The following is a 23,925-nucleotide window of genomic DNA, read 5'->3' on the forward strand; positions in this document are numbered from 1 at the left end:
GCCTAGACCCACCCGGGCAGCAGCATGCGGCTCAGCCAGGCGTCGTACGGCACGGGGACCGCGGTGAGGACCGGGGACAGCCACCAGAAGTCGGCCAGGGCCAGCAGGGCGAACGCGCCCACCAGCGCCGCGCCCGTGGAGCGCCGCACGGCCGAGGCGCCCGGCGGCCCGAGGACGAGCCCGCAGGCGAGCACGATCGCGAGGACCAGGAACGGCAGCGCGGGCAGCAGGTAGAACAGGAACGTCGTGCGCTGGTCGGCCAGCGCGAAGTAGCACCACGGCAGCCAGCCCGCGGCGTAGCCGAGCACGGCGGCCCCCGCCCGCCAGTCGCGCGTCGTCAGGTGCCACACGACCATCGCGAGCAGCGCGAGCAGTCCGGCGTACCAGACGACCGGGGTGCCGGTCCCGAGGATCGCCTGGCTGCAGGAGCGCGCCCCGCAGGCGCCGGTGGCCGAGCGGTAGTAGAAGAGGACCGGGCGTGCCAGCAGCGGCCAGCCCCAGGGGTCCGACTGGTAGTCGTGGTGGGCGCGCAGGCCCTGGTGGAAGCCCAGCACCTGGCTCTGGTAGTCGATCAGGGACCGCAGCGAGTCGACGACGAAGTAGGCCCAGCCGTTCGCGCTCGCGCGGTCCCAGTTGCGGCCGTAGCCGCCGGCCGAGGCCAGCCACCCCGCGAACGACGCGACGTACGTGACGGCGGGGACGGCGCAGAGCCACGCGAGGACGAGCGGCAGGTCGAGGCGGACCGCCTGCCGTCCGGGGCGGCGCAGGCCGACCGCCCGCCTCGCGCCGCGGTCCCAGGCGAACCCCATGACCGCGAACGCCACGACGAAGAGCACGCCGGTCCACTTCGTGGCCGTCGCCGCCCCGAGGCACAGCCCGGCGGCCAGCCGCCAGGGCCGGGGGCCGAGCCGGGGTCCGGGTTCCTCCAGGGCGGAGGCGCGGTGCCACTCCGTCAGGCGGGCGCGGGCGGCGTCTCGGTCGGCGACCAGGCAGGCGAAGCCCGCGAGCACCCAGAACATGAGGAAGACGTCGAGCAGCGCGGACCGCGACAGCACGAGGTGCAGGCCGTCCAGCGCCAGCAGCAGGCCCGCGAGACAGCCGAGCAGCGTCGAACGGGTCATCCGGCGGGCGACCCGCGCCAGGACCAGCACGCTCAGGGTCCCGGCGAGCGCGGCGGCGAAGCGCCATCCGAAGGGCGTCAGGCCGAACAGCCACTCCCCCGCGCCGATGAGCCACTTGCCCAGTGGGGGATGCGCGACGTAGGCGGCGCAGTCCTCCGGCCGCGCGCAGGCGCGGAAGACGTCCCGGCCGCCGCGCAGGATCGTCTGCTCCGCGCCTTCGGCGAACTGCCGCTCGACCCCGTACGTGATCAGCGAGTAGGCGTCCTTGGCGTAGTACAGCTCGTCGAAGACGAAGGCGTGCGGGACGTCGAGACGATCGAACCGGAGGAACCCCCCGAACGCGGCCACGGCCAGCGGGCCGAGCCAGCCGAGCCCGCCCGGCATCGGCGGCACCAGCCGGTGTGCGGCGCTCCGAGGCACGCGCGCATCCTAACCCGCCCGGGGTAAGGCATGATCACTCACATGCGGGGCAGTAGGCCCGGCAAGCAACGCGGCAATGAGTGACGGCAATGACGGCAACGCCATCGGGAGCGTCGCAGATGGATTTCGATGATCGAGCGCAACTCGACACCTCGCAGGTCGAGGACGTCGGCGGAGGTGGCGGATTCCGGGGCGGCGGCCTGGCCGTCGGCGGCGGCGCCGCCGGCATCATCGCCCTCATCGTGGCCCTGATCTTCGGCATCAACCCCGGGAACATCACGGGCGGCGGAGACGAGCCCACCGGGGTGCAGCCGAGCAGCGACCTGAGCGCCCAGTGCAAGAGCGGCGCCGACGCCGACCAGTCGGAGAAGTGCCGCGTCGTGGGCGTGGTCAACAGCATCCAGAAGTACTGGGGCGACCAGGTCCAGGGCTACACCAAAGCGAAGACCACGCTGTTCTCGGGCGGGGTGCAGACCGGGTGCGGCGCGGCCGACTCCTCCGTCGGCCCCTTCTACTGCCCGAACGACAAGCACGTCTATCTGGACCTGTCGTTCTTCGACGAACTGCAGTCACGGTTCGGGGCCAAGGGCGGCCCGTTCGCGCAGGCGTACGTGATCGCCCACGAGTACGGCCACCACGTGCAGGACCTGCTCGGCACGATGAACAAGGTCGGCCAGGAGCAGGGCGCGGAGAGCGGCTCCGTACGGCTCGAACTGCAGGCGGACTGCTACGCGGGCGTCTGGGCGAAGAACGCGGTGAGCACGGGCTTCTACGAATCGGAGTTCACCGACGCCGACATCAAGGAGGCGATCGACGCCGCCGCGGCGGTCGGCGACGACCACATCCAGGAGCAGGCGCAGGGCCGGGTCAACCCGGACGCGTTCACCCACGGCACGTCGGCCCAGCGGACCAAGTGGTTCAAGAACGGCTATGGCTCGGGCGACCCCGGACGCTGCGACACCTTCTCCGGAAGCATCTGAGGCCGATGTGAGGGCCGCCGGACGGCGTGCGGCGGCTCCGGACACCGGCCGTTTGCCACGTCTCCTAAACTACATAGCGTGATCTTTAAGTTGGTCGGCGACGGACGGCCCTACCCGGAACACGGACTGTCCTCCCGAGAGTGGGCCCGGATCCCGCCCCGGCAGGTCCGGCTCGACACGCTGATCACCACGAAGGCGGTGCTGGACCTGCACTCGTTGCTCAGCAAGGACTCGACCTTCTACGGCGACCTGTTCCCGCACGTGGTGCAGTGGCAGGGTGAGCTGTACCTGGAGGACGGCCTGCACCGCGCGCTGCGCTCCGCGCTGCACCAGCGCTCCGTGCTGCACGCCCGCGTGCTGGAGCTGCAGGACTGACGCCGGACCGGCATACGAGAAGAGCCGCTGACCTTATCGCAGGTCAGCGGCTCTTTCTGGTGGCGGTGGAGGTGGGATTTGAACCCACGGTAGGTTGCCCTACACACGCTTTCGAGGCGTGCGCCCTCGGCCACTAGGCGACTCCACCGCGCAGCAGCTTACCGGACGAACACCACTGCCCGCGCACCCGTTTCCGGCGCGCACCCCGCGATCAGGCGCGGCGGCCGGAGAAGAACCCGCTCAGCACCGCCGCGCACTCGTCGGCCAGCACGCCCATGACGACCTCGGGCCGGTGGTTGAGCCTGCGGTCCCGCAGGACGTCCCACAGGGAGCCGGCGGCGCCCGCCTTCTCGTCCACCGCGCCGTAGACGACCCGGTCGACCCGGGCGAGGACGGCGGCGCCGGCGCACATCGTGCAGGGCTCCAGCGTGACGACCAGGGTGCAGCCGGTCAGCCGCCAGTCGCCCCGGGCCGCCGCGGCGGCCCGGAGGGCGAGCACCTCGGCGTGCGCGGTCGGGTCCCCGCTCGCCTCGCGGTCGTTGCCCGCCGCCGCGAGCACGCGACCGAGTTCCGGATCACCGGCCTCTGAACCACCGGCCTCCGAACCACCGGCCGCCGCGGGACCGAGCAGCACGGCGCCGACCGGCACCTCCCCGCGCTCACCCGCCCGTACGGCCTCCGCCAGCGCCAGCCGCATGGCGGCCTCGTACGGCCCCGGCGGCGAGCCGGTCACCGCAGGCGTTCGAGCTCGTCGGCGAACCCGAGCCGTTCGGCGATGAGCGAGAGGATGTCGGCGGGCAGCACGCCCTCCTCCATGCTGAGCTCCAGCAGTTCCTCCGCGCTCAGCGAGAAGTCGGCGAGCAGTTCGAGGTCGCCCACCGGGCGGATGCCGAGATCGGGGGTGTCCTTGTCCACCACCACACCGGCGAGCTCGGCGAAGATCTCCCCGAGCGGGTCGTGCTGCGCCGCGTGCGCGTCCGAGATGAACACGCGCGGATCGAGATCGTCCTCATAGCGGATGATCGCGAACCACTCGTCCTCGACCTCCACGCAGAGCAGGGCCAGCTCGTCGCCGTTGAGCCCGAGCGCCTCCTGCAGGGCGTCGCCCAGGTCGTCGGCGATCTCGGCCTCGCCGAGGTCGACCTCGGCGCCGGCCCAGCGGCCGTCGATGCGGGCGAAACCGGCGGAGAAGAGGTTGGATCTGGAGGGCATTGCCGTCTCCCCAGGTCAGCCGATGGCGGCGTCGACGGCGCGTTCGAAGGGCTGGGAGAAGCCCAGCCGCGCGGCGATGCTCGACAGCACCTCGTCGGGCAGCAGGTCGAGGTCGCCGGACAGGGCGCCCAGCTCCATCTCGTCGAGCCCGAGGTCGGCGAAGATGGACAGGTCGCCGGCCGGAAGGACGCTGTCGAGCTCCTCCTCCTCGGGCACCGGCACCTCGAGGTACTCGAGGGCCTGCTGCGCCAGCGGCCACTCCCAGGCGGCCGTGACATCCGAGAGGAAGACGTCGACCTGCTCGCCGAAGACCCGCAACGCCACGAAGAAGTCATCCCCTACGGCGACCATGCCAATCGTGGTCCCCATGCTCGGCGTCTGCCGCAGCGCGTGAATGAGCCCGTCCAGGTCGGAGGTGAGGGCCACCGGAAGCATCTCGGCCTCCCAGCGGTCCTCTTCCCGATACACAACGATGGCGAAGTCAAGAGTGTCCACGTCTGTCATCGTCTTCCCCACCGCACGGTCCTCACGCACGGAATCGTCGCAGAATCGGGCTCCCGCCGTACGGTGCTCACGCCAAATCGTGATCAAAGAGTCAGGCGGCGCCGAGGCACGAGGCCGGAGACGGTAACTTTTGTTCCCATGCAGACCCTCGTCGTCGACCACCCGCTCGTCGCCCACAAGCTCACGACGCTGCGCGACGTGCGGACCGACTCGCCGACGTTCCGCCGCCTGGCCGACGAACTGGTCACGCTCCTCGCCTACGAGGCGACCCGCGACGTGCGGGTGACCGACGTCACCGTCGCCACGCCGCTCGCCCCCGCCCATGGCGTACGGCTCGCCCGTCCCGTGCCTCTCGTCGTGCCCATCCTGCGGGCCGGGCTGGGGATGCTCGACGGGATGACCCGGCTGCTGCCGACCGCCGAGGTCGGCTTCCTCGGGATGATCCGCGACGAGTCCACGCTCAAGGCCCAGACGTACGCCACCCGGTTGCCCGAGGACCTCTCCGGGCGCCAGTGCTACGTGCTGGACCCGATGCTGGCGACCGGCGGCACGCTCGCCGCGGCGATCGAGTTCCTGTTCGCCCGCGGCGCGCGGGACGTCACCGCGATCTGCCTGCTCGCCGCCCCCGAGGGCATCGCGTACCTGGACGAGGCGTTCCAGGGCGACGACCGGCCCATCAGGGTGGTGACCGCCGCGCTCGACGAGCGGCTCAACGAGAACGGCTACATCGTGCCCGGCCTCGGCGACGCCGGCGACCGCCTATACGGCGTGGTCTGATTTCCCTCTCCTTCCGCACGCTCCGCAGCCCTTCTCTCCCTGGTTACGCACCGCTCCCGCTAGGGTACGCAGTGTGATGACGACGTCACCTCGCGCTCACGCGAGCGGGGCGCCACAGGGAGAGCGATTGAGCCAGCATCCGGGCGGCGAGCACTACGAGCAGCTCGAAGCCCTGCTCAGGGACGAGTTCGCGGGAGTGCATCCCCCCGCGACGGTGACCCGGTGCGTGCAGGCCGCCCACCACGGCGCCGTCGAGGTCATCGGCCACGCGCCCGCCGGGCTCGTGGAGCGGATCGCCCGCAAACACCTGCGGGTGCTCGCGACCGCCGCCGAGGGGCGGGGCTGACACCGTCACGATCACTGATCCCGTTCGCGGTTCGCCGCTTTACCAAACGGGGTGACTGGGTAATGTATTGGTCATGGGAGTGGTGACGGCGGTGCAGGGGAAGAAGATCCTCAAGTGGACGGTCATTGTCGTGGTGGCCTTCTACTTGCTCACGAGGCCGACTGACGCGGCCCACACGGTCCACGGAGCCCTCAACGGAATGATCAACGCGGCCGACTCGATGGCGCAGTTCTTCGCCTCCCTGACATGAGACTTGTGACCCACGGGGACTCCGCCCCGTCGTCGGTCAACCGTTACCTCCTCCCCCACGAACAACAGGTCATCATGGTGCGGCGGCACCCTGCCGTGCTCCTGCGCCCCGTCGCCGAGATCTTCGGAGGGCTCATCCTCGCCGGAGTTCTCAGCAAGTTCCTGAGCGACGGCGGCGCCGCGCAGGCCCTGGCCATCGTCTGGTGGGCCTGGCTGCTGCTGCTCGTCCGCTTCGTATGGAAGGTGGCGGAGTGGTCGGTCGACTACTTCGTCGTCACCTCCCAGCGCATGCTTCTCACTACCGGCCTCATCACGCGCAAGGTCGCGATGATGCCCCTGGGCAAGGTCACCGACATGAGCTTCCAGCGCTCGCTCCTCGGCCGCATGCTCGGCTACGGCGAGTTCGTACTGGAGTCGGCCGGCCAGGATCAGGCCTTCCGCACCGTCCCCCACATCCCGTATCCGGAGACCCTGTATCTAGAGGTCTGTCAGATGATCTTCCCCGGCAAGGACGGGGACGACGACTGACGGCCTCGGCCGTCCGTTATCTCGACACCGTGATCGAACCTTCACCGTCGTGATTCTTGACGGAGGGTTACACGAATCGGTCGCTTCGTGCCATTATGGCGACACTATTGACCCTTCCCCCGCCCTGAGAGATCAGATGCCGAGTCAGGGAACCATCGGTGACCGCGTCCGCGGACTGCGGTTGAGCAGGCGAATGTCGCAGGCCCAGTTGGCCGGACCCGACCTATCCGACAGTTATGTCTCACTCATCGAGTCCGGAAAGCGGACGCCAACGCCGGTCGTCGCCCGGCTGCTCGCCGAGCGTCTCGGTTGCACCACCGAGTTCCTGCTTCACGGGATAGAGCCTCGGCAGCGCATCGACACCGAGCTCGGCCTCCGGCACGCCGAGCTGGAGCTGTACCACGGCGACCCCGCCGTGGCCGCCGACCGCTTCGGCGAGATCGCCAAGGCGGCGGGCGAGGACAACGCGATGCTGGCCGCGCACGCGCGGCTCGGCGTGGCGCGGGCGCTGGAGGCCCAGGGCCGCGTCGGCCGGGCCGTCGAGGCGTACGAGCGGCTGCGCCGTGAGGCCACCGCGCATCCCGAGCGCCTCGCCGACCTCCCGCTGACCATCGCGCTGTGCCGCTGCTACCAGCGGGCCGGAGACCGGTTGCGCGCCCGCGACCTCGGCGCCCACGCGCTCGGCCAGGTCGACCGGCTCGGCGTGATCGAGGGCGACCTCGCCGTCGAGCTCGCGCTGGCGCTCGTGGAGGCCGAGACCGGCCTGCCGTACGTCGAGCGGGTGCTGGACAGCGCGGGACTGCCGCAGGCCGCCGACCGCAGCGGAGAGATCCTCGCGTTGTGGCAGGCGAGCGTGACGGCGGGCGAAGGCGAGGACTCGGCGCTGGCCGTGCAGCTCGCCGAGGACGCCCTCGCGGCCGGCCGCCCGGCCCGGATCGCCCTCCGGTGCGCCCGCATCGCGATGCACTGGGCCCGGATCACAGCGGCGGATCCCGAAGGTGCGGATTTGGATCGAGCCAACAAGCTGGCTGCGTCCGCCGTGGGGGTTTTCGCCCGATTCCCGGCCGAGCGACGGGAGCACGCGAGGGGTCTCGTGGTGCTGAGTTCGGTACGGCTGCGGACGGGAGACACGGAATCCGCACTCGAACTCGCCGACGAGGCACTGGTTCGGCTGGGCGACGCCCGGGGGACCACGGCGGCCACCGCGAACATGGTGCTCGCCGAGATCGCTTTGGCACGGTCCGAAGACCCGGCGCCCGCGCTCACCCGGGCCCATGACCTGCTGGGCGGCGAGACGCCGGACCGGGACACCGCCCGGGCCTGGCGGACGCTCGGCGACCTGTGGGGTCAGGCCGGTGCTCTCAACCAGCAGACGGAGGCATATCGTAGAGCCCTGGAAGCCGTGGGGATCCGCGTGAACATACCGGGCTCCACCACCGCGGCGGCGCTCGCTCGGTAGCCTCCCTGGAGCTCCGGATTTGTTCCGGAAGCTCTGGAATAATTAGGGTCGACCACTCATTCCATCATCGGATGATTGGCTACCCAAAGGAGGCTGACTGTGAGCCTGCGGACGGCGCAGCGGGCGTCTCTCGTGGACCAGGTGATCGACCAGCTCAAGGAGCAGATCACCTCCGGCTCCTGGCAGATGCATGCCAAGATTCCCACCGAGACCGTGCTCGCCGAGCATCTCGGAGTCGGCCGGAACACCGTCCGCGAAGCGGTGCGGGCACTGACGCACGCCGGGCTGCTGGAGTGCCGCCAGGGCGACGGCACGTATGTTCGGGCCACAAGTGAGCTCTCGGGCGCGATGGCCCGGCGGCTGCGGGCGGCCGAGCAGCTGGAGATCCTCGAGGTGCGTCGTGCCCTGGAGGTCGAGGCGGCCCGGCTCGCCGCGACGCGGCGCACCGACCAGGACATCGCGTCCATCGAGGCCGCGCTGGCCGCGCGGGAGAAGGCGTGGGCGGACGGCGACGCGGAGGCGTTCGTCGAGTCCGACCTCGCCTTCCACGTCGCGGTCGTCGAAGCCACGCACAACACGGTGCTGATCGACCTGTACGTCGACTTCTCGGCGGCGCTCCGGGCGAGCATCGCCGCTGCCGGCGGCTCGCTGGAGCAGAACTACATCCCCCACGACGCCATCGTCCGCGCGATCGTCGCCGGTGACGCCACCGCGGCGGAGCGGGCGGGTCACGCGTGCATGGAGCACATCCTCATCGCCCTCACCGAGTCGGCGACGCTGACCTCCTGAGCCGCCCCCGGCTCCCAGAACCGGGACCGCGAGGTCAGCCGAGCCGCAGGGACATCACCAGGTAGCGGTAGCCGGGGTCGTCGCCCTCGTCCGTGACCAGGGCGGGCCGGGTCGGCGAGTCCAGGTGGACGCGCGCCCGCTCGGTCCCGACGCCCGCGAGGCCGTCGAGCAGGAAGTGGGGCTGGAAGGCGATCTGGATGTCCGGGCCTTCCAGCTCGGCCTCGACGACCTCCGCGCCCCTGCCGATGTCGCCGCCGCCGGCCTGGATCAGCACCTGTCCCGGGGAGAACGACAGCCGGACCGCGGTGTTGCGCTCGGCGACCAGCGTCACCCGCTTGACGGCCTCCACGAACGGCCCCACCGGGACGTCGGCGTGGATCGGCCACTGCTCGGTCAGCCGGGCCCGGTAGTCGATGAACTGCTCGTCGAGCAGCCGGACGGTGGTGGTGCGGCCCTGGCTCTCGAATCCGGCCACGTTGTCGCCGAGCCCGACCGCCACCTCGCCCCCGCGCAGCGAGCGCGCCACCTCGACCAGCACCCGCGCCGGCACGACCACACCGTGCCGCTCCTCCTGCCGCTCCGGGTGCCACAGGAACTCGCTCGCCGCGATGCGGTAGCGGTCGGTGGCGGCCAGGGAGACCCGGACGTCCTCGATGTCCATCCGGATGCCCGTGAGCATGGGGAGCGTGTCGTCGCGGCTCGCGGCGGGCGCGACCTGGTTGACGGCGGTGGCGAAGACGCCCCCGCCCACGGCGCCGACCCTCGGCGGCATCGGCGGCATCGCGGGGAAGTCCTCGTCCGGCATGGTCAGCAGGCCGAACTCGGCGCTGCCGCAGGTGAGCACGGCCTCCGAGCCGCTGGTGGCGATCTCGACGGGGCGCGCCGGAAGGCTGCGGGTGACCTCCGCCAGGACCTTCCCCGGGATCAGCACCCGCCCCGGCTCCGCCACCTCGGCCTCGACGTCGGCCCGCGCCGACACGTCGTAGTCGAAGGCGGACACCCGCAGGTCGTCCCCCGCCTCCAGCAGCAGCCCCGCGAGGACGGGCACCGCGGGCCTGGCCGGGAGCACCCGGGCCGCCCACGCCACCGCTTCGGCGAGCACGTCGCGGTTCACCTGGAATTTCATCCCGACCTCCTGCCTGTGCCACCTGCCTGTGCCACGACTCGATTCCCCAAGGTAGCGCCCAGCACCGACATTCCAGGGGCCGGTCACACGGCTCAGCCGGGCCTGCTGCCGAGGAAGGCCAGCACCGCGAGCACCCGGCGGTTGTCGTCGTCGGAGGGCGCCAGGCCGAGCTTGGCGAAGATGTTCGCGGTGTGCTTGCCCACCGCGCTGTCGCTGAGGAACAGCCGCTGCCCGATGGCGGCGTTCGACCTGCCCTCCGCCATCAGTTCCAGCACCTCCCGCTCCCGGGGGGTGAGCCGGCCGAGCGGCTCGTTGCGCGAGTTGCTGGCCAGGAGCCTCGCGATGACCTCCGGGTCCATCGCCGTGCCGCCCGCCGCGACGCGACGTACGGCGTCGACGAACTGCTCGCCGTTGAACACCCGGTCCTTCAGCAGGTAGCCGACCCCGCCCGAGCCGTCGGCCAGCAGCTCCCTGGCGTACAGCTGCTCGACATGCTGGGAGAGCACGAGCACCGGCAGCCCCGGCACCCGCCGCCGCGCGGCGAGCGCGGCCTGCAGCCCCTCGTCGGTGAACGTCGGCGGCAGCCGTACGTCGACCACGGCCACGTCCGGACGCTCGCCGACCAGCGCGGCGAGCAGCTCCGGGCCGGACTCGACCGCGGCGACGACCTCGAAGCCGTGCGCGCGCAACAGGTGGACCAGGCCCTCCCGCAGCAGGTGCAGATCCTCCGCCAGGACTACCCGCACCCGCTCTCCTTCTCCCGCATGGCCCGTGCCGTCGTGGTCAGCGCGACGGTCAGCAGGCCGCCGCCGAGCAGCATCATGCCGACGATGACCGGCCACTGGAAGGGCTCGGGCATGTACAGCCCCAGGAACCAGGACCTCACCGGCGAACCGGCCAGTTTGAGCACCATCGCCACCAGCCCCTGCGGGAACAGCGCGATCGGCCACAGCGCCCAGCAGACGCCGCCGAGAAGGCGCCACGGAGACCGGGGCGCCACCCGCAGCGGGAAGGCCCGCGGCAGCTCGACGACCGCCGTGGTCGGGCCGCCCGCCGGGCTGCTCAGCGCGAACACGCCGTCGAACGCCCCGAGCCTGCGCTCGATGCCGCGCAGGCCGGTGCCACGCCCGGGGTCCGCGCCGCCGCGGCCGTCGTCGGTCACCGTCACCCGCAGCGCGGGACCCCGCGCGCTCACGTCCACCCACGCCTCGGTCGCGTCGCCGTGCCGGGCGGCGTTCGCCAGCAGCTCGCTGACCGCGAAGTACGCCGCGGACTCCAGCGGCGCGGACGCGCGCTCCGGCACGTCGACGGTCACATGGACGCGCAGCGGGCTGTCCAGGGCCAGCGCGCGTACGGCGTCGCCGAGGCCGCGTTCGGCGAGCACGGGGGGATGGATGCCTCGCACCAGCCGCCGGATGTCCTGCAGCGCGGCCGCCGAGGCGTCCCGCGCCTTGTCCAGCAGCGCCCGGGCGGCCCGCGGGTCGGTCTCCAGCAGCTGCTCGGCCGCTCCGATCGTCATCCCGATCGCGACGAGACGGGCCTGGGCGCCGTCGTGCAGGTCGCGTTCGATCCGCCGCAGCTCGGCGGCCTGCGAGTCGACGACCTCGGTGCGCGCCGCGTCCAGGTGGCTGACCCGCCGGGCCAGCCGCGTCTTCTCCGTGGGCCCGAGGAGCACGGCGGCGACGCCTCCGTGGACGCGCAGGGCCCACGGCGCGTACCAGTACGCGACGCCCGCCGCGAGCAGGATCCACACCACACCCAGGGGGTCGCCCCCGGCCAGCCGCAGCACGCCGTACGCGGTCGTGAGCAGCGGAGCGGCGGCCACGAGTCCGCAGGTCACCGGCGCGGCGAGCAGGTAGGCGAGGTCGCGCCAGGTCGCCGGATCCTTGATCATCCAGTTCCACCGCTTGTTGAAGGCGGGGATCGTGGGCTTCTTGTACAGGGTGCGGCCGTCGCGGTACCAGCCGTCCGCCTGCGGCACCGGCGGGGACGGCGCCGGCAGGTAGGGATCGTCCACCGGCACGCCCGACCAGCGCCCGGACAGATCGCGCGCCAGCCCGGTCACGGCCCGCGTGAGCCGTACGGCCGGGGGCAGGGCGAAGACCAGGCCGAGCAGGAAGGTGAGCAGCGCCGCCGTCAGCATCACCAGGGCGGCGGCCAGGCCCAGCAGGGCGAGGCCGGCGAGGGCTGCGCCCCTGCCGAGTGCGACGAGGGTACGGCGAGCTGCGGTCATGCGTCCAGTCTGCGAGTTCCGGGCGGTTCCGCACAGTGGCCCCGGACCCCCGGTGGGGGTGGGGGAAAGTACACCCCCGCCGGGTCCGCAGCCGCATTCCGGGCGGCCCGCCTGATTTCTAACGTCGTCGGCATGGCAATCATCACCGTGGACCACCTCCGCAAGACGTACGGGGCACGCGTGGCGGTCGAGGACGTGTCGTTCTCCGTGGAGGAGGGCGAGGTCTTCGGCATCGTCGGCCGCAACGGGGCCGGCAAGACGACGACGGTCGAGTGCGTCGCCGGGCTGCGCACCCCCACGGCGGGCACGATCGATCTGGACATCGGCCCGGACGGCGGCGTAGCCGCGGACCTGAAGGAACAGGTCGGCGTGCAGCTCCAGGAGTGCTCGCTGCCCGACAAGATCCGGGTCGGGGAGGCGCTGTCGCTCTACGCGTCGTTCTACCGCCGTCCCGCCGACTGGCGGGCGCTGGCCGCCGACGCCGGGCTCGATCTCCGCGCGTCGTTCGCCACCCTCTCCGGCGGGCAGCGCCAGCGGCTGTCGGTCGCGCTCGCGCTGGTGGGCAGCCCGCGCGTCGCGATCCTCGACGAGCTCACCACCGGCCTCGATCCGCAGGCCCGGCGGGAGACCTGGGAACTGGTCACCCGGATCAGGGACCGGGGCGTGACGGTCCTGCTCGTCACCCACTTCATGGAGGAGGTGGAGCGGTTGTGCGACCGGGTCGCGGTCATCTCGCGCGGCCGGGTGCGCGCGGTCGACACGCCCGCCGGGCTCGTCGCCCGCGCCGGCGGCGAGCAGCGCCTGGTCTTCCGTACGGAGAGGCCGCTGACGCATGCGCAGGTCACGGGCCTGCGGGCGCTGCCCGAGGTGACGTCGGCCACTGTGGAGGGCACTGTGGAGGGCTCGGTGCGGGGCACGGTGGAGGGCGCGGCGAACGGCGGGGGCGACGCCGGGGAGGTCACCGTCACCGGCACCGGCGACCTGCTGAGCGCGGTGACGGCTGTGCTGCCCGCGTCCCTGATGCGCGGCCTCCGCATGGAGCGCACCACCCTCGACGACGCGTTCCTCACCCTCACCGACCCCTCGTACGGACCCTCTCACGCACCCTCCCAGGAGGAGTCATGACCACCGCCCCTACACGGGTTCTCGTCCGGATCGCGGCCGTGGAGGCCCGGCTCTTCCTCCGTGAGCCCGCCGCCGTGTTCTTCGCGGTCGTGCTGCCGGTCGCGCTGCTGCTGACCCTCGGCGCCACGATTCCCGGCTTCCGCGACGCGGACCCGTCCCTCGGCGGGCAGCGCTTCGTGGACGCGCCCTTCACCTCGATGATGGTGCTGCTGTCGGTCGTGACGCTCGGGCTCAGCGCGCTGCCGGCGGTCCTGGTGACCTACCGCGAGCGCGGCGTGCTGCGGCGGCTGTCCACGACGCCGGTACGGCCGGGGGCCCTGCTGTCCGCGCAACTGCTGATCAACGTGGGCGTGGCCGTGGTCGCGACGACGCTGACGCTGGGGCTGGGGCACCTGTTCCTCGGGGTGCCGCCGCCCCGCTCGCCCTGGGCGTTCGCGGGGGTCTTCGTCCTCGGCTCGACCGCCATGCTCGCCATCGGGCTCCTCCTCGCCTCCGTGGCGCCGAACTCCAAGGTCGTCCAGGGTGCGGGGGCCGCGCTCATGTTCCCGCTGCTGTTCCTGGCCGGGATGTGGCTGCCCAGGCCGCTCATGCCGGAGCTGCTGCGCCGGATCAGCGACTTCACGCCCACCGGGGCCTTCGGGCAGGCACTCACGGACGCGCTGGGCGGCGGGGGTCCCCAGGCCGTCCACCTCGCCGTACTGGCGGGCTGGGCGCTGGCCGCCGGGCTCGCCGCGGCCCGGATGTTCCGCTGGCAATGAGACCGGTGCGGTGAGAGCCGTGCGGTGAGAGCCGTGCGGTGAGACCGGTGCGGTGGAAGGCGGCCCGTTCCGTGCCCGTCGCGGGGGCGGGGGCACGGGACGGGCCGCGACCGGTCACGTGGGGCCCGGTGGTTACGCCGGGGGTAATCGCCGGGCCGTGCGGACGGGGATAGCGTCGGGGCGTGACCGTCGCCCAGATCCACCAGCGGCCGTTCGGTGAGCTCCTGCGCCGGTGGCGCGAGCACCGGCGGCTCAGCCAGCTCGACCTCTCCAACCGCGCCGAGATCTCCACTCGGCACATCAGCTTCCTGGAGACCGGCCGCTCCACGCCGAGCCGCGACATGGTGCTCCACCTCTCCGAGCACCTGGATCTCCCGCTGCGCGAGCGCAACCACCTGCTGCTGGCCGCCGGGTACGCCCCGGTCTACGCGGAGTCGCCGCTCAGCTCGCCGGGGATGGCGGCGGTGTGCGAGGCGATCCGCCGGCTGCTGTCGGCCCACGACCCCTATCCGGCCGTGGTGGTGGACCGGGCCTGGGACCTCGTCGACGCCAACGGGGGGATCGCGCTGCTCGCCGAGGGCGTCGATCCCGACCTGATGGGCAACGTGCTGCGGGCGAGCCTGCATCCGGAGGGTCTCGCGCCGCACATCCTGAACCTCGGCGAGTGGCGGGCGCACCTGCTCGGACGGCTGCGTCGGCAGATCACGCACACCGCCGACCCCCGGCTCACCGAGCTGTACGCCGAACTGCGCGACTACCCCTGCGACCAGCCCGAGCCCGAGGTGGAGCTGCCCGGGCCCGGAGACATCCTGGTGCCGCTCCGGGTGCGGCGGGCCGGGCAGGAGCTGTCGTTCTTCAGCATCGTGGCCACCTTCGGCACGCCGCTCGACATCACGGTCTCCGAGCTGGCCATCGAGTCGTTCTACCCGGCGGACGCCGCGACCGCCGCCTTCCTGCGCGACACGTCTTCGTGATCATCCGGAGATCATCCGGCGTCCGGCGTTCTGTCACACTTCGTGCATCGACACGTGCCTTGGCCGTGCCTGAGCAGAAGGAGGCGGGAATGCCCACACGAGTACTGGTCAACACGTTCCACGTGGACGCCGCTCCGGAGAAGGTCTTCGCGCATCTCACGACGCCCGAGAGTTACGTCGGCCTGTCACCGCTCGTGGTCGCCGTACGCGACGTCGACCGGTCCGAGCCGGGCGTGGTGCGGTACACCTCCGTCGAGCGGTTCCGCTTCCTCGGTCTCAGCTACGACAACCCCATCGCCGTGACGCTCCTCACCGAGGGCCTGTCCGTACGCGGACAGGTGCGCAGCCCCGGCGGAGTCCGGCTCGGCTACCGGTTCGATCTGTCCCCCGAGGGGCCCGGAACCCGGGTGGCCGACCGGCTCGACGTGAGCGCGGCCTGGTTCCTGCTGGGCTTCGCGGCGGGCCAGGCACGGAAGGTGCAGCTGGCCCGGGCCGGTATCCTCGCCCAACGGCTGTCGGAGGGTTCCGCCCGGATGTCCTGACGGAACCGGTTTCACGGCGTACGGTGCGGTCGCGGGCGGCGCTCGCGAGCGGTGGCCCACCGGCGGCGGCTCGCGGGATGTGCACGCGGGCGGCGGCTTCCGGGGCGGCGCCTCGTGATCATGTCCGCCGCGCTCTCACGTGAGAAGCTGTAGCCCCCCATCCATGGCCGGAGGTATCACATGCTCGTGCTGGCGCACGTCAGCGACATCCACATCGACGGAAGCGAGCGGAACACCTCGCGCGCCGCACGCGCGCTCACCTACGCGAGATCGCTGCGGCCCGACGCGATCGTGCTCACCGGTGACCTGGCGGACCACGGCGCGATGGAGGAGTACGAGATCGTCCGTGAGCTCGTCTCCGGTGACGACGTGCCGCTCGTGCTGTGCCCGGGCAACCACGACACGCGCGCCCACCTCCGCAAGGTCCTGCTGGAGCAGGACGGCGACCACCCGGTGAACCAGGCGCTCAACCTCGACCACGCGACGATCGCGCTGTGCGACTCCAGCGTTCCCGGGCGGCCCGAGGGTGAGCTGAGCGACGACACGCTGGCCTGGCTCGACTCGGTGCTCGCCGCGACCCCCGGGGTTCCGGCCTTCGTCGGCATGCACCACCCGCCGGTCGCGCTCGGCATCCCGTACGTGGACGGCATCCGTCTGGAGCGGCCGGAGGGGCTGGCGGAGGTCCTCGGCCGTCACCCGCACGCCATCGCGGTGCTGGCCGGGCACGCGCACACCGCGGCGGCCACGACGTTCGCCGGGCTGCCGCTGCTGGTCGCGCCGGGAGTGGTGAACACGGGGCTGCTGCCGTCCGAGACCTCCGCGCACCCGCCGGTCGACCACGACCTGCCTCCTGCCGTCGCCCTGCACGTGCTCGACGACGGCCGGGTCACCACCCACTTCCGGCCCGTCCCGTAGGCCGCGGCGCCACTCGCCCGTACGGCCCGCGCCGGATCCTCCCGCGTGGGCCGTACGGGCGACGGCGGCCTCAGGCGTCGGGGATCCACGAGCCGTGGAACCCGGCGGGCACCCGCCGCGGCAGCCGTACCGACGCGACCTGGGTCAGGTCCGACGCGTCGAGCACGAGCAGCTCGGCGCCGTCGTCGGTGCCGGCGATCGACAGCAGCCAGCCCGCGTCCTCCCCGCCCTCGCTGACTGTGCCAATGGCGGGGACGAACACGGCCTCACCGGGCGTACGGTCTCCCGTCTCGTGGGTCAGACTCGTGCCGGCGCCGGTGTCGTACTTCACGATCGCGTCCTTGGTGACCGCGTAGAGGTAGCGGCTGCGCAGGCCGGTCAGCGTCTCGTTGACGGTGGGAAACTCGACGTCCCGGTCGTCGAGGGCCTCGTCCTTCGACACGCCGGTCGCGGGGTCGAGCACCCAGCGGTGCAGCGCCGCGCCGCCGGTGTGCGCGGCGGGGCTGGCCGTGCCGCCGATGGTCGGCCAGAAGGCCTGGAACGCCCCCGGCGCGTAACGCACGGCGTCGACGACGATCCGCCCCTGCTCGTCCTCGCTCGCGTTCCCCACGTGGAAGACGTAGCAGGGGTCGATCTCGAACCACCGGACCTTCCCGGTGCGCCGGCTCATCACGCCGAGCCGGGCGCCGTACAGGTCGTCCCACCGGTACGGCATGCTCCGGCCCACCAGGTTCACGTCGAAGACGACCGGCAGGTCGAGCCACACGACGTGGTTCGCGGTGATCGCGAAGTCGTGCGCCATCGTGGGCCCGGGGACCTCGACCTCACGGGTCTCCACCAGCTCGCCGGCGGCGGACAGGCGGTGGTAGGTGAGGTAGGGCGGCGCCCAGCCGTACCCGAAGAAGTGCAGCTCCCCGGTGACCGGGTCCTCCTTGGGGTGCGCGGTCATCGCGGTGGCGAGCCGGCCGCCGAAGTCGCAGGGGCCGACCGTGTCGAGCTCCGGCGTCATCTCGTACGGCAGGCCGTTCTCGACCAGCGCGAAGATCTTGTCGGCGTGCGAGACGACGTGGGTGTTCGCGGGGACGGCGGCCAGGTCGACGCCCTTGTCGCCGAGGTAGGGCGCGCCGTCGAGGCGGGTGGTGCGCACCCACCGGTTGCGGTACCACTCGGCACGCCCCTCGCGTAACCGGATGCCGTGGATCATCCCGTGGCCGACGAACCAGTGGCCGGGCTCTTCGCCGGGGCGGGGGTTGGGCCCGTTGCGGAAGTAACGGCCGGTCAGCTCGGGCGGCAGCGTGCCTTCCACGGGCAGGTCGAGCGCGTCGATCTCGTCGGGTACGGGGGCGAGGCGGCCGGAGAGGTAGGAGGCGGTCATGTCTCGTGGCTCCTTTCAGAACGGCTTTCCAGACGGCTTTCAGACGGTTTTCGGGCGGCTTCAGGCGGCGTTGTAACGGGCGCGGACGATCCGGGGGTAGCGGACCGTGAACAGGGCGGGCAGTGCGAGACCGCAGACCTTCACGGTGACGAGGGCGGCGGTGGCCTGCGGCTCGAAGGCGAGCAGCAGGGCGAGCGCGACGGCGGTGAGCGTGAACGCGGCGGCCCAGACGGTGGTGATGACGGCGTTGACCTGGTAGAAGATCTCGGTCGCGTGCACCTCGGGGGCCGTGGAACGGCGGGCCATGCCCAGCGTGAACGGCCTGCGGACCGCCAGCGACCCCCAGGCGGTGAGCGCCAGCCAGCCGACCGACACGGCCGGTCCGTACTCGCCGAGCGGCGCCGGGGTGACCGTGAAGGCGACGAGCGCGAGGGCCGCGAAGAAGACGCCCGAGCTGAGCTCCAGGACGATCTCGTCCCAGCCGCGCCCCGCGCGGCGGTCGACGGCCAGCAGAACGATCGCCACGAGGAGACCGGCCCCGGCTCCGTACCTCGCCTCGCCGTTGGTGCTGAGCACGGAGAAGACGATCCAGGGGAGGAAGGTGAGGACGTAACGGAGCACGGCGGGTTCCTTCGGACGACGTTCCATTTGTGACATGTCAAAAGTAGAAGCTCCGGAGATGACATGTCAACACAGGAATGTAGGATCTGGCGCATGAGTCTTCGTCACGCACTGCTGGGGCTGCTGTCGGCCGGCCCGGCCAGCGGGTACGACCTGCTGAAGACGTTCGAGATATCGCTGGCCAACGTCTGGCCGGCCACCCAGAGCCAGCTCTACTCGGAGCTGACGCGCCTGGATCGCGAGGGTCTGATCGAGGTCGCCGCCGAGGGCCCGCGCGGACGCAAGGAGTATCGGATCACCGGAGAGGGCCTCGCCGAGCTGCGCCACTGGCTGGTGGAGGAGCCGCCGACGCAGAGCCGGCGCAGCGACATGCTGCTGCGGGTGTTCTTCCTCGACACGGTCACGCCGGACCAGGCCCACGGCTACCTGGAGAGGCTGGCCGTACAGGCCCGCAAGGAGCACGCCGCGCTCCGCGGCGTGCGCGAACAGATCATCGGCCAGGGCGAGGACGCGCTGCGGCTGTACGGAGACCTCGCGCTGGAGTGGGGTCTGCGCCTGACCGCCGCCCAGCGCGACTGGGCCGAGTGGGCGGCCGCCCGGATCGCGGCCCTGCCCCACCAGAGGCCGCACGAGAGCTCCGAGCCCGGCCCACGGCCCGCGTGAGCCGTCCGGCGCCGCGTCCTCCAACCGCCTCATGGCCCGCTACATCGCGGCGCCGTCGTCCTCATCGGCGGCGCGCGCGGCCGCTCAAGCTCGAAGACCCGCGCGCCCTCCGGCACCTCCAGCAGCTACTCCAGCGCAGCGCGAGCGCGGCCGGCACGGCTCTACTCCGGCCTGCATCCTCGGATGATGGACGCGATGACGTCGTCGAGTCCCTGCTCGTCCGTCTCGGGCAGCGGCACGCCGCTCACCGTGAGGCCGACGTACCCGTGTAGCGGAGCGAACACCGTCAGGGCGATACGGTCCAGCGGCCCTTCGCGGACCTCGCCTCGGCGCTGCCCGGTACTGACCAGTTCCAGGCTCTGCTCCATCCACCGGCGTGCGGCCGCCCCCAGCGCCTGTGACGCCTCCGGGCTGTGCTTGGCCGAGAACATCAGGTCGAGCAGGGCGGCGTTCGCCACGCAGAAGCCCACGTAGGCCCGGGCCATTACGTTCAGGCGCTCGCCGAACGTCTGGCCGGCGCCGTCCTGGGCGGCTGCGATGGTTTCCACAAGCCGTTCGAATCCGTCCAGGGCCAGCGCGTCCAGCAGTGCCTGCTTGGTCTTGAAGTGACGACTCGGCGCTGCGGGGCTCACCCCGAGGTCGCGGGCCAGTTCCCGGAGCGACAGCGCACCCGATCCCCGCTCGCGCAGCGTCTGCTCGGCCCGTTCTAGCAGGGCAGCGCGGAGGTCGCCGTGGTGGTAGGGGCGCTTCTTCATACCGCCAGCCTAGTCCGAACATCAACTACATTGTATGCATTGCATACAATGTAGTTGTTGCATACATTGGAGAACCAGTGCAGACGGTCAACGAAAACGACCCCAGGAGGAGCGCATGCCGCGCAAACCCATCGACATCACCGTGCCCGACCTCACGGGGCGGCGCGCCCTCGTCACCGGAGCGAGCGACGGCATCGGTCTCGGAATCGCGACGAGGCTCGCCGCGGCCGGAGCCGAGGTGCTCCTGCCGGTACGGAACCCACGCAAGGGCCAGGCGGCGGTCGCCAGAATCTCGCAGGCGGCTCCCGGAGCCGACGTGTCGCTTCACGCCCTCGACCTGTCGTCGCTCGCCTCCGTCGCGACCCTCGGCGACACCCTCCGCGAGGAGGGCCGCCCGATCCACATCCTCATCAACAACGCCGGGGTGATGACCCCGCCCGACCGCCAGACGACCACCGACGGGTTCGAGCTTCAGTTCGGCACCAACCACCTCGGCCACTTCGCCCTGGTGGCCCACCTGCTTCCGCTGCTGCGCGCCGGACAGGCCCGCGTCACCTCGCAGATCAGCGTCGCCGCGAGCCGGGGCGCCATCAACTGGCGGGATCTGAACTGGGAACGCTCCTACGACGGCATGAAGGCGTACAGCCAGTCGAAGATCGCCTTCGGGCTCTTCGGCCTCGAACTCGACCGGCTCAGCCGGACCCACGGCTGGGGCATCACGAGCAACCTCTCCCACCCTGGGGTCGCCCCGACCAACCTGCTCGCCGCGCGGCCCGAAGTCGGCCGCGACACGGAGACAGGAGGCAGGAAGATCATCGGCGCCCTGTCCAGGCGGGGCATCCTCCTCGGGACCGTCGAGACCGCCACGCTCCCCGCCCTGTACGCCGCGACGGCCCCCGAAGCCCGGCCCGGCGGCCTCTACGGGCCGAGCGGACTCGGCCACCTCGGAGGCCCGCCCGCCGAACAGAAGCTCTACTCCCGCCTGCGCGGCACCGAGGACGCCCGGCGAGTCTGGCGAGCCTCCGAAGAACTGACGAAGGTGTCGTTCCCCACCGGCTGAGACACTCGGCACCCGTCGCGGGGCGACACGCTAGTGGGTGGCCATGTCGACGAAACGGCTGTAGTGGCCCTGGAAGGCGACGGTGACCGTGGCCGTGGGGCCGTTTCGGTGCTTGGCCACGATCAGGTCCGCCTCGCCCGCGCGCGGCGACTCCCGCTCGTACGCGTCCTCCCGATGCAGCAGGATGACCATGTCGGCGTCCTGCTCGATAGATCCCGATTCACGAAGATCGGACACTTGAGGCCGTTTGTCCGTTCTCTGCTCGGGACCACGGTTGAGCTGGGAGATGGCGATGACCGGCACCTCGAGCTCCTTGGCCAGCAGCTTGAGCGCCCGGGACAGCTCGGAGACCTCCTGCTGGCGGCTCTCGGTCTTCTTCGGCGAGCTCATGAGCTGCAGATAGTCGACGATCACGAAGCGCAGGTCGTGCCGCTGCTTCAGGCGGCGGCACTTGGCCCGGATCTCCATCATCGACATGTTCGGGGAGTCGTCGATGAACAGCGGCGCCTCGGCGACCTCCCCCATCCGGCGGGCCATCCGGGTCCAGTCGTCGTCGCTCATCGTGCCCGAGCGCATCGTGTGCAGCGGGACCCGCGCCTCCGCCGACAGCAGGCGCATCGTGATCTCGTTGCGCGACATCTCCAGCGAGAAGATGACCGTGGTCATCCCATGCTTGATCGCTGCAGAACGGGCGAAATCCAGACCTAGGGTGCTTTTTCCGATCGCGGGGCGGGCGGCCACGACGATCATCTGGCCGGGGTGGAGGCCGTTGGTGAGGACGTCGAGGTCCTGGAAGCCGGTCGGGACGCCGACCATCTGGCCGCTGCGGCTGCCGATGGCCTCGATCTCGTCCAGGGCGCCGGGCATGATGTCCGACAGCGGGAGGTAGTCCTCGGAGGTGCGGCGCTCGGTGACCTTGTAGATCTCGGCCTGGGCGCGGTCGACCAGGTCGTCGACCTCCTCGCCCTGACCGCCGTAGCCGTAGGAGACGATGCGGGTGCCCGCCTCGATGAGGCGCCGCAGGACGGCCTGCTCCCGGACGATCTTCGCGTAGTAGCCGGCGTTCGCGGCGGTGGGCACGATCGCGGTAAGGGTGTGCAGGTAGGCGCCGCCGCCGACGCGGGCGACCTCGCCCCGCTTCTGCAGTTCGTCGAAGACGGTCACCGAGTCGGCGGGCTCGCCCCGGCCGTAGAGATCGGTGATCACGTCGAAGACGATCTGGTGGGCGGGCCGGTAGAAGTCGTCGGCGCGCAGCACCTCGATGACGTCGGCGATGGCGTCCTTGGACAGCAGCATGCCGCCCAGCACCGACTGCTCGGCCTCGATGTTGTGCGGCGGCGTCCGCTCGAACGTCGATTCGGAGCCTCCCGGGCCTCCCGGGAAGTCGAGCACGCTCACCTCACACCCCCTGCCCAGCGGTCACAGCATCCCCAACCCGGTGCGACAGTCTCCCCAACCTCGGGGCGGGGCGGCAACCCGGCCGGTGGACAAGCCTGTGGACAACGTGTGCAGGCACGCCCGTGACATGTGGGAAGCCTGGGGACGAGCCTGTGGACAGCCAAGCGGCCGCATCGGGGAAATCCATCGCCACCTGCGGTTTCACTGTCCACCGCCTGTGGAGGAAAGAAAGTCGCAGAGGGATTCCCGATACTGATCGAGCATGACCTCGTAAGCCGCAAAATAGGCTTATGTCCCTTACCTCCAGAACAGGACACGGACGCGCCCACGACAGGGAGATCCTGAGGCTCGCGATCCCGGCATTCGGGGCACTCGTGGCCGAGCCGCTCTTCCTGCTCACCGACTCGGTCATCGTCGGCCACCTCCCCGATCCAGCGCTCGGCGCGCTCGGTGTGGCCAGCGCGGCCCTGTCGGCTCTCGTCGGGCTGTGCGTGTTCCTCGCGTACGCCACCACGGCCGCGGTCGCGCGGAGGCTTGGGGCGGGGGACGTCAGGCAGGCGATGCGCCAGGGGATGGACGGCCTGTGGCTGGCCGCGATCATCGGCCTGGCCGTCGGTGTGGCGTGCTGGCCTCTTGCTCCGTTTATCGTACACCTGTTCGGAGCGGTGGGCCAGCTCGCCACGGAGGCCGTCACCTACCTGCGCATCAGCCTCATCGGCATCCCCGCGATGCTGCTGGTCCTCGCCGGCACCGGCGTGCTGCGGGGGATGCAGGACACGCGCACGCCGCTCGTGGTCTCCGTGGCGTCGTTCGCGCTGAACGGGCTGCTCAACGCCTGGTTCGTGCTCGGGCTCGGCTGGGGGCTCGCCGGGTCGGCCTGGGGCACGGTCCTCGCCCAGGCCCTCGCGGCGGCGGCCTATCTCGTGATGGTCGTGCGCGCCGCCCGCGCGCACGGCGCCTCGCTGCTGCCCGACCTCGCGGGGCTGCGCGCCGCCGGAGCGGCCGGGCTGGCCCTGGTCGTCCGTACGGCGTGCCTGCAGGCGGTGCTGCTCGTCGCCGCGGGGATCGCCACCCGCATGGGCGATGAGCAGATCGCCGCGCACACGATCGCCACCCGGATCTGGACCTTCCTCGCCTTCGCCCTCGACGCGATCGCCATCGCCGGTCAGGCCATCACCGGCCGCGCGCTGGGCGCGGGAGACACCTCGGGCACCCGCGCGGCGACCCGGCGCATGCTGATCTGGGGCATCGCCTGCGGTGTGATGTTCGGCGCACTCGTGCTGGCCGCCCGGCCACTGGTCCCGGCCCTGTTCGACGCGCGGGGCGAGGCCGCCGCCGAACTGCTGGCCGTGCTGTGGCCGGTGGCCCTCCTCCAGCCCGTCGCGGGTGTGGTGTTCGTGCTGGACGGGGTGCTCATCGGCGCCGGCGACCAGCGCTATCTCGCCCACGCCGGGCTGTGGACGACGCTGGCCTTCCTGCCGTTCGCCGCGGTGGCGGGCACCCTGGTCGCCCTGTGGCTCGCGCTCGGCGCGTGGATGGCCGCCCGGCTGGTCACGCTCGGCGTCCGCGCGTACGGCACCGCCTGGATGGTGACCGGCACCTCGCGGACGGCGACCTGAC

General features: G+C 71.6%; 27 protein-coding genes and 1 tRNA gene. 16 read left to right on the top strand and 12 right to left on the bottom strand.

Translation table 11 applies throughout. The features are described 5' to 3' along the window. Positions 1 to 2: 2 nt before the first annotated feature. The gene (locus HHX37_RS00500; RefSeq protein ID WP_310740219.1) at positions 3 to 1,541 is read right to left on the bottom strand and encodes a dolichyl-phosphate-mannose--protein mannosyltransferase; all 1,539 of its coding nucleotides are present in this window, start codon (positions 1,539 to 1,541) and stop codon (positions 3 to 5) included. A gap of 119 nt (positions 1,542 to 1,660) precedes the next feature. Here HHX37_RS00500 and HHX37_RS00505 point away from each other — a divergent pair, with 119 nt between their 5' ends. Further along, entirely contained in the window at positions 1,661 to 2,521 is an 861-nt protein-coding gene (locus HHX37_RS00505) for a neutral zinc metallopeptidase (protein ID WP_182884142.1), read from the top strand. A 78-nt stretch (positions 2,522 to 2,599) separates the two neighbouring features. Next, a complete protein-coding gene (locus HHX37_RS00510; RefSeq protein WP_182873208.1) occupies positions 2,600 to 2,896 on the top strand; it encodes a type II toxin-antitoxin system VapB family antitoxin in 297 nt (98 codons plus the stop codon). Between the two features lie 60 nt (positions 2,897 to 2,956). Here HHX37_RS00510 and HHX37_RS00515 read toward each other — a convergent pair. The 4 genes from HHX37_RS00515 to HHX37_RS00530 form a co-directional block, all read right to left on the bottom strand. Beyond that, a tRNA-Ser gene (locus HHX37_RS00515) sits at positions 2,957 to 3,044 on the bottom strand. Between the two features lie 63 nt (positions 3,045 to 3,107). After that, positions 3,108 to 3,593 (bottom strand): nucleoside deaminase, encoded by a 486-nt coding sequence (locus tag HHX37_RS00520; RefSeq protein WP_182884635.1) that lies wholly within the window; start codon positions 3,591 to 3,593, stop codon positions 3,108 to 3,110. Positions 3,594 to 3,625: 32 nt separating this feature from the next. Then, positions 3,626 to 4,108 (bottom strand): tRNA adenosine deaminase-associated protein, encoded by a 483-nt coding sequence (locus tag HHX37_RS00525; RefSeq protein WP_117408388.1) that lies wholly within the window; start codon positions 4,106 to 4,108, stop codon positions 3,626 to 3,628. Positions 4,109 to 4,123: 15 nt separating this feature from the next. Continuing rightward, positions 4,124 to 4,612 carry a tRNA adenosine deaminase-associated protein gene (locus tag HHX37_RS00530; protein ID WP_117408420.1) on the bottom strand — a complete coding sequence of 163 codons (489 nt, stop codon included), beginning with the start codon at positions 4,610 to 4,612 and terminating at the stop codon, positions 4,124 to 4,126. A gap of 138 nt (positions 4,613 to 4,750) precedes the next feature. Here HHX37_RS00530 and upp point away from each other — a divergent pair, with 138 nt between their 5' ends. From upp to HHX37_RS00560, 6 genes are all read left to right on the top strand, one after another. Then, positions 4,751 to 5,389 carry a uracil phosphoribosyltransferase gene (upp, locus tag HHX37_RS00535; RefSeq protein ID WP_182882517.1) on the top strand — a complete coding sequence of 213 codons (639 nt, stop codon included), beginning with the start codon at positions 4,751 to 4,753 and terminating at the stop codon, positions 5,387 to 5,389. 127 nt (positions 5,390 to 5,516) lie between these two features. After that, positions 5,517 to 5,735, top strand: coding sequence for a hypothetical protein (locus HHX37_RS00540; protein ID WP_117408390.1), 219 nt, complete (start codon positions 5,517 to 5,519; stop codon positions 5,733 to 5,735). 73 nt (positions 5,736 to 5,808) lie between these two features. Next, complete coding sequence (locus tag HHX37_RS00545) at positions 5,809 to 5,985, top strand: hypothetical protein (protein WP_165900791.1); 177 nt, start codon at positions 5,809 to 5,811, stop codon at positions 5,983 to 5,985. After that, positions 5,982 to 6,512 (top strand): PH domain-containing protein, encoded by a 531-nt coding sequence (locus tag HHX37_RS00550; RefSeq protein ID WP_117408391.1) that lies wholly within the window; start codon positions 5,982 to 5,984, stop codon positions 6,510 to 6,512. Before HHX37_RS00545 ends, HHX37_RS00550 begins: the two co-directional genes overlap by 4 nt. A gap of 181 nt (positions 6,513 to 6,693) precedes the next feature. Further along, positions 6,694 to 7,971, top strand: a complete 1,278-nt coding sequence (locus tag HHX37_RS00555; protein WP_259403891.1) for a helix-turn-helix domain-containing protein — start codon at positions 6,694 to 6,696, stop codon at positions 7,969 to 7,971. Between the two features lie 99 nt (positions 7,972 to 8,070). Beyond that, positions 8,071 to 8,760, top strand: a complete 690-nt coding sequence (locus HHX37_RS00560; protein WP_117408393.1) for a FadR/GntR family transcriptional regulator — start codon at positions 8,071 to 8,073, stop codon at positions 8,758 to 8,760. Positions 8,761 to 8,794: 34 nt separating this feature from the next. Here HHX37_RS00560 and dnaN read toward each other — a convergent pair whose 3' ends face one another. From dnaN to HHX37_RS00575, 3 genes are all read right to left on the bottom strand, one after another. Beyond that, positions 8,795 to 9,886 (bottom strand): DNA polymerase III subunit beta, encoded by a 1,092-nt coding sequence (dnaN, locus tag HHX37_RS00565; RefSeq protein WP_117408394.1) that lies wholly within the window; start codon positions 9,884 to 9,886, stop codon positions 8,795 to 8,797. 92 nt (positions 9,887 to 9,978) lie between these two features. After that, the gene (locus tag HHX37_RS00570) at positions 9,979 to 10,632 is read right to left on the bottom strand and encodes a response regulator transcription factor (protein WP_182884143.1); all 654 of its coding nucleotides are present in this window, start codon (positions 10,630 to 10,632) and stop codon (positions 9,979 to 9,981) included. Then, a complete protein-coding gene (locus HHX37_RS00575; RefSeq protein ID WP_182882519.1) occupies positions 10,623 to 12,119 on the bottom strand; it encodes a sensor histidine kinase in 1,497 nt (498 codons plus the stop codon). Before HHX37_RS00575 ends, HHX37_RS00570 begins: the two co-directional genes overlap by 10 nt. 132 nt (positions 12,120 to 12,251) lie before the next feature. On the opposite strand from HHX37_RS00575, the gene HHX37_RS00580 reads away from it, so the two are divergent. The 5 genes from HHX37_RS00580 (at position 12,252) to HHX37_RS00600 (ending at position 16,433) form a co-directional block, all read left to right on the top strand. Then, a complete protein-coding gene (locus HHX37_RS00580; protein WP_182884144.1) occupies positions 12,252 to 13,244 on the top strand; it encodes an ABC transporter ATP-binding protein in 993 nt (330 codons plus the stop codon). Beyond that, positions 13,241 to 14,002 (top strand): ABC transporter permease, encoded by a 762-nt coding sequence (locus tag HHX37_RS00585; RefSeq protein ID WP_182884145.1) that lies wholly within the window; start codon positions 13,241 to 13,243, stop codon positions 14,000 to 14,002. The genes HHX37_RS00580 and HHX37_RS00585 overlap by 4 nt, the downstream gene beginning before the upstream one ends. Before the next feature lie 182 nt (positions 14,003 to 14,184). Then, positions 14,185 to 14,976 carry a helix-turn-helix domain-containing protein gene (locus HHX37_RS00590; protein ID WP_182884146.1) on the top strand — a complete coding sequence of 264 codons (792 nt, stop codon included), beginning with the start codon at positions 14,185 to 14,187 and terminating at the stop codon, positions 14,974 to 14,976. 89 nt (positions 14,977 to 15,065) lie between these two features. Continuing rightward, the gene (locus tag HHX37_RS00595; RefSeq protein WP_182884147.1) at positions 15,066 to 15,518 is read left to right on the top strand and encodes an SRPBCC family protein; all 453 of its coding nucleotides are present in this window, start codon (positions 15,066 to 15,068) and stop codon (positions 15,516 to 15,518) included. Positions 15,519 to 15,698: 180 nt separating this feature from the next. Beyond that, a complete protein-coding gene (locus tag HHX37_RS00600) occupies positions 15,699 to 16,433 on the top strand; it encodes a metallophosphoesterase (protein ID WP_182873218.1) in 735 nt (244 codons plus the stop codon). A 70-nt stretch (positions 16,434 to 16,503) separates the two neighbouring features. Here HHX37_RS00600 and HHX37_RS00605 read toward each other — a convergent pair whose 3' ends face one another. Both HHX37_RS00605 and HHX37_RS00610 read right to left on the bottom strand, forming a co-directional pair. Then, positions 16,504 to 17,808: a carotenoid oxygenase family protein gene (locus HHX37_RS00605; protein WP_182884148.1), complete on the bottom strand. Its 1,305-nt coding sequence runs from the start codon at positions 17,806 to 17,808 to the stop codon at positions 16,504 to 16,506. Positions 17,809 to 17,868: 60 nt separating this feature from the next. Beyond that, a complete protein-coding gene (locus tag HHX37_RS00610) occupies positions 17,869 to 18,429 on the bottom strand; it encodes a hypothetical protein (RefSeq protein ID WP_259403892.1) in 561 nt (186 codons plus the stop codon). Positions 18,430 to 18,522: 93 nt separating this feature from the next. Between HHX37_RS00610 and HHX37_RS00615 the strand changes: the two genes are divergently transcribed. Further along, positions 18,523 to 19,092: a PadR family transcriptional regulator gene (locus HHX37_RS00615; protein WP_182884149.1), complete on the top strand. Its 570-nt coding sequence runs from the start codon at positions 18,523 to 18,525 to the stop codon at positions 19,090 to 19,092. A 161-nt stretch (positions 19,093 to 19,253) separates the two neighbouring features. Here the strand turns inward: HHX37_RS00615 and HHX37_RS00620 are convergent, their stop codons facing one another. Beyond that, positions 19,254 to 19,847, bottom strand: a complete 594-nt coding sequence (locus HHX37_RS00620; protein WP_182882528.1) for a TetR/AcrR family transcriptional regulator — start codon at positions 19,845 to 19,847, stop codon at positions 19,254 to 19,256. Positions 19,848 to 19,962: 115 nt separating this feature from the next. Here HHX37_RS00620 and HHX37_RS00625 point away from each other — a divergent pair, with 115 nt between their 5' ends. Beyond that, entirely contained in the window at positions 19,963 to 20,907 is a 945-nt protein-coding gene (locus HHX37_RS00625; protein WP_182884150.1) for an SDR family oxidoreductase, read from the top strand. Between the two features lie 30 nt (positions 20,908 to 20,937). Here HHX37_RS00625 and dnaB read toward each other — a convergent pair whose 3' ends face one another. Continuing rightward, positions 20,938 to 22,305, bottom strand: coding sequence for a replicative DNA helicase (gene dnaB, locus HHX37_RS00630; RefSeq protein WP_182873222.1), 1,368 nt, complete (start codon positions 22,303 to 22,305; stop codon positions 20,938 to 20,940). Between the two features lie 290 nt (positions 22,306 to 22,595). Here dnaB and HHX37_RS00635 point away from each other — a divergent pair, with 290 nt between their 5' ends. Next, entirely contained in the window at positions 22,596 to 23,924 is a 1,329-nt protein-coding gene (locus tag HHX37_RS00635; protein ID WP_182884151.1) for an MATE family efflux transporter, read from the top strand. Position 23,925 lies beyond the last annotated feature (1 nt).

It is taken from the genome of Microbispora sp. H10885, from assembly GCF_014161415.1.
GTDB lineage: Bacteria > Actinomycetota > Actinomycetes > Streptosporangiales > Streptosporangiaceae > Microbispora > Microbispora triticiradicis.

What these genes read in the sequence shown, in the direction of transcription:
- upp (WP_182882517.1), top strand. Translation starts at nt 4,751, where the DNA reads ATGCAGACCCTCGTCGTCGACCACCCGCTCGTCGCCCACAAGCTCACG.
- HHX37_RS00525 (WP_117408388.1), bottom strand. Translation starts at nt 4,108, where the DNA reads ATGCCCTCCAGATCCAACCTCTTCTCCGCCGGTTTCGCCCGCATCGAC.
- HHX37_RS00545 (WP_165900791.1), top strand. Translation starts at nt 5,809, where the DNA reads ATGGGAGTGGTGACGGCGGTGCAGGGGAAGAAGATCCTCAAGTGGACG.
- HHX37_RS00550 (WP_117408391.1), top strand. Translation starts at nt 5,982, where the DNA reads ATGAGACTTGTGACCCACGGGGACTCCGCCCCGTCGTCGGTCAACCGT.
- HHX37_RS00585 (WP_182884145.1), top strand. Translation starts at nt 13,241, where the DNA reads ATGACCACCGCCCCTACACGGGTTCTCGTCCGGATCGCGGCCGTGGAG.
- dnaN (WP_117408394.1), bottom strand. Translation starts at nt 9,886, where the DNA reads ATGAAATTCCAGGTGAACCGCGACGTGCTCGCCGAAGCGGTGGCGTGG.
- HHX37_RS00580 (WP_182884144.1), top strand. Translation starts at nt 12,252, where the DNA reads ATGGCAATCATCACCGTGGACCACCTCCGCAAGACGTACGGGGCACGC.
- HHX37_RS00615 (WP_182884149.1), top strand. Translation starts at nt 18,523, where the DNA reads ATGAGTCTTCGTCACGCACTGCTGGGGCTGCTGTCGGCCGGCCCGGCC.
- HHX37_RS00605 (WP_182884148.1), bottom strand. Translation starts at nt 17,808, where the DNA reads ATGACCGCCTCCTACCTCTCCGGCCGCCTCGCCCCCGTACCCGACGAG.
- HHX37_RS00620 (WP_182882528.1), bottom strand. Translation starts at nt 19,847, where the DNA reads ATGAAGAAGCGCCCCTACCACCACGGCGACCTCCGCGCTGCCCTGCTA.
- HHX37_RS00505 (WP_182884142.1), top strand. Translation starts at nt 1,661, where the DNA reads ATGGATTTCGATGATCGAGCGCAACTCGACACCTCGCAGGTCGAGGAC.
- HHX37_RS00530 (WP_117408420.1), bottom strand. Translation starts at nt 4,612, where the DNA reads ATGACAGACGTGGACACTCTTGACTTCGCCATCGTTGTGTATCGGGAA.
- HHX37_RS00595 (WP_182884147.1), top strand. Translation starts at nt 15,066, where the DNA reads ATGCCCACACGAGTACTGGTCAACACGTTCCACGTGGACGCCGCTCCG.
- HHX37_RS00600 (WP_182873218.1), top strand. Translation starts at nt 15,699, where the DNA reads ATGCTCGTGCTGGCGCACGTCAGCGACATCCACATCGACGGAAGCGAG.
- HHX37_RS00520 (WP_182884635.1), bottom strand. Translation starts at nt 3,593, where the DNA reads ATGCGGCTGGCGCTGGCGGAGGCCGTACGGGCGGGTGAGCGCGGGGAG.
- HHX37_RS00575 (WP_182882519.1), bottom strand. Translation starts at nt 12,119, where the DNA reads ATGACCGCAGCTCGCCGTACCCTCGTCGCACTCGGCAGGGGCGCAGCC.
- HHX37_RS00625 (WP_182884150.1), top strand. Translation starts at nt 19,963, where the DNA reads ATGCCGCGCAAACCCATCGACATCACCGTGCCCGACCTCACGGGGCGG.
- HHX37_RS00635 (WP_182884151.1), top strand. Translation starts at nt 22,596, where the DNA reads ATGTCCCTTACCTCCAGAACAGGACACGGACGCGCCCACGACAGGGAG.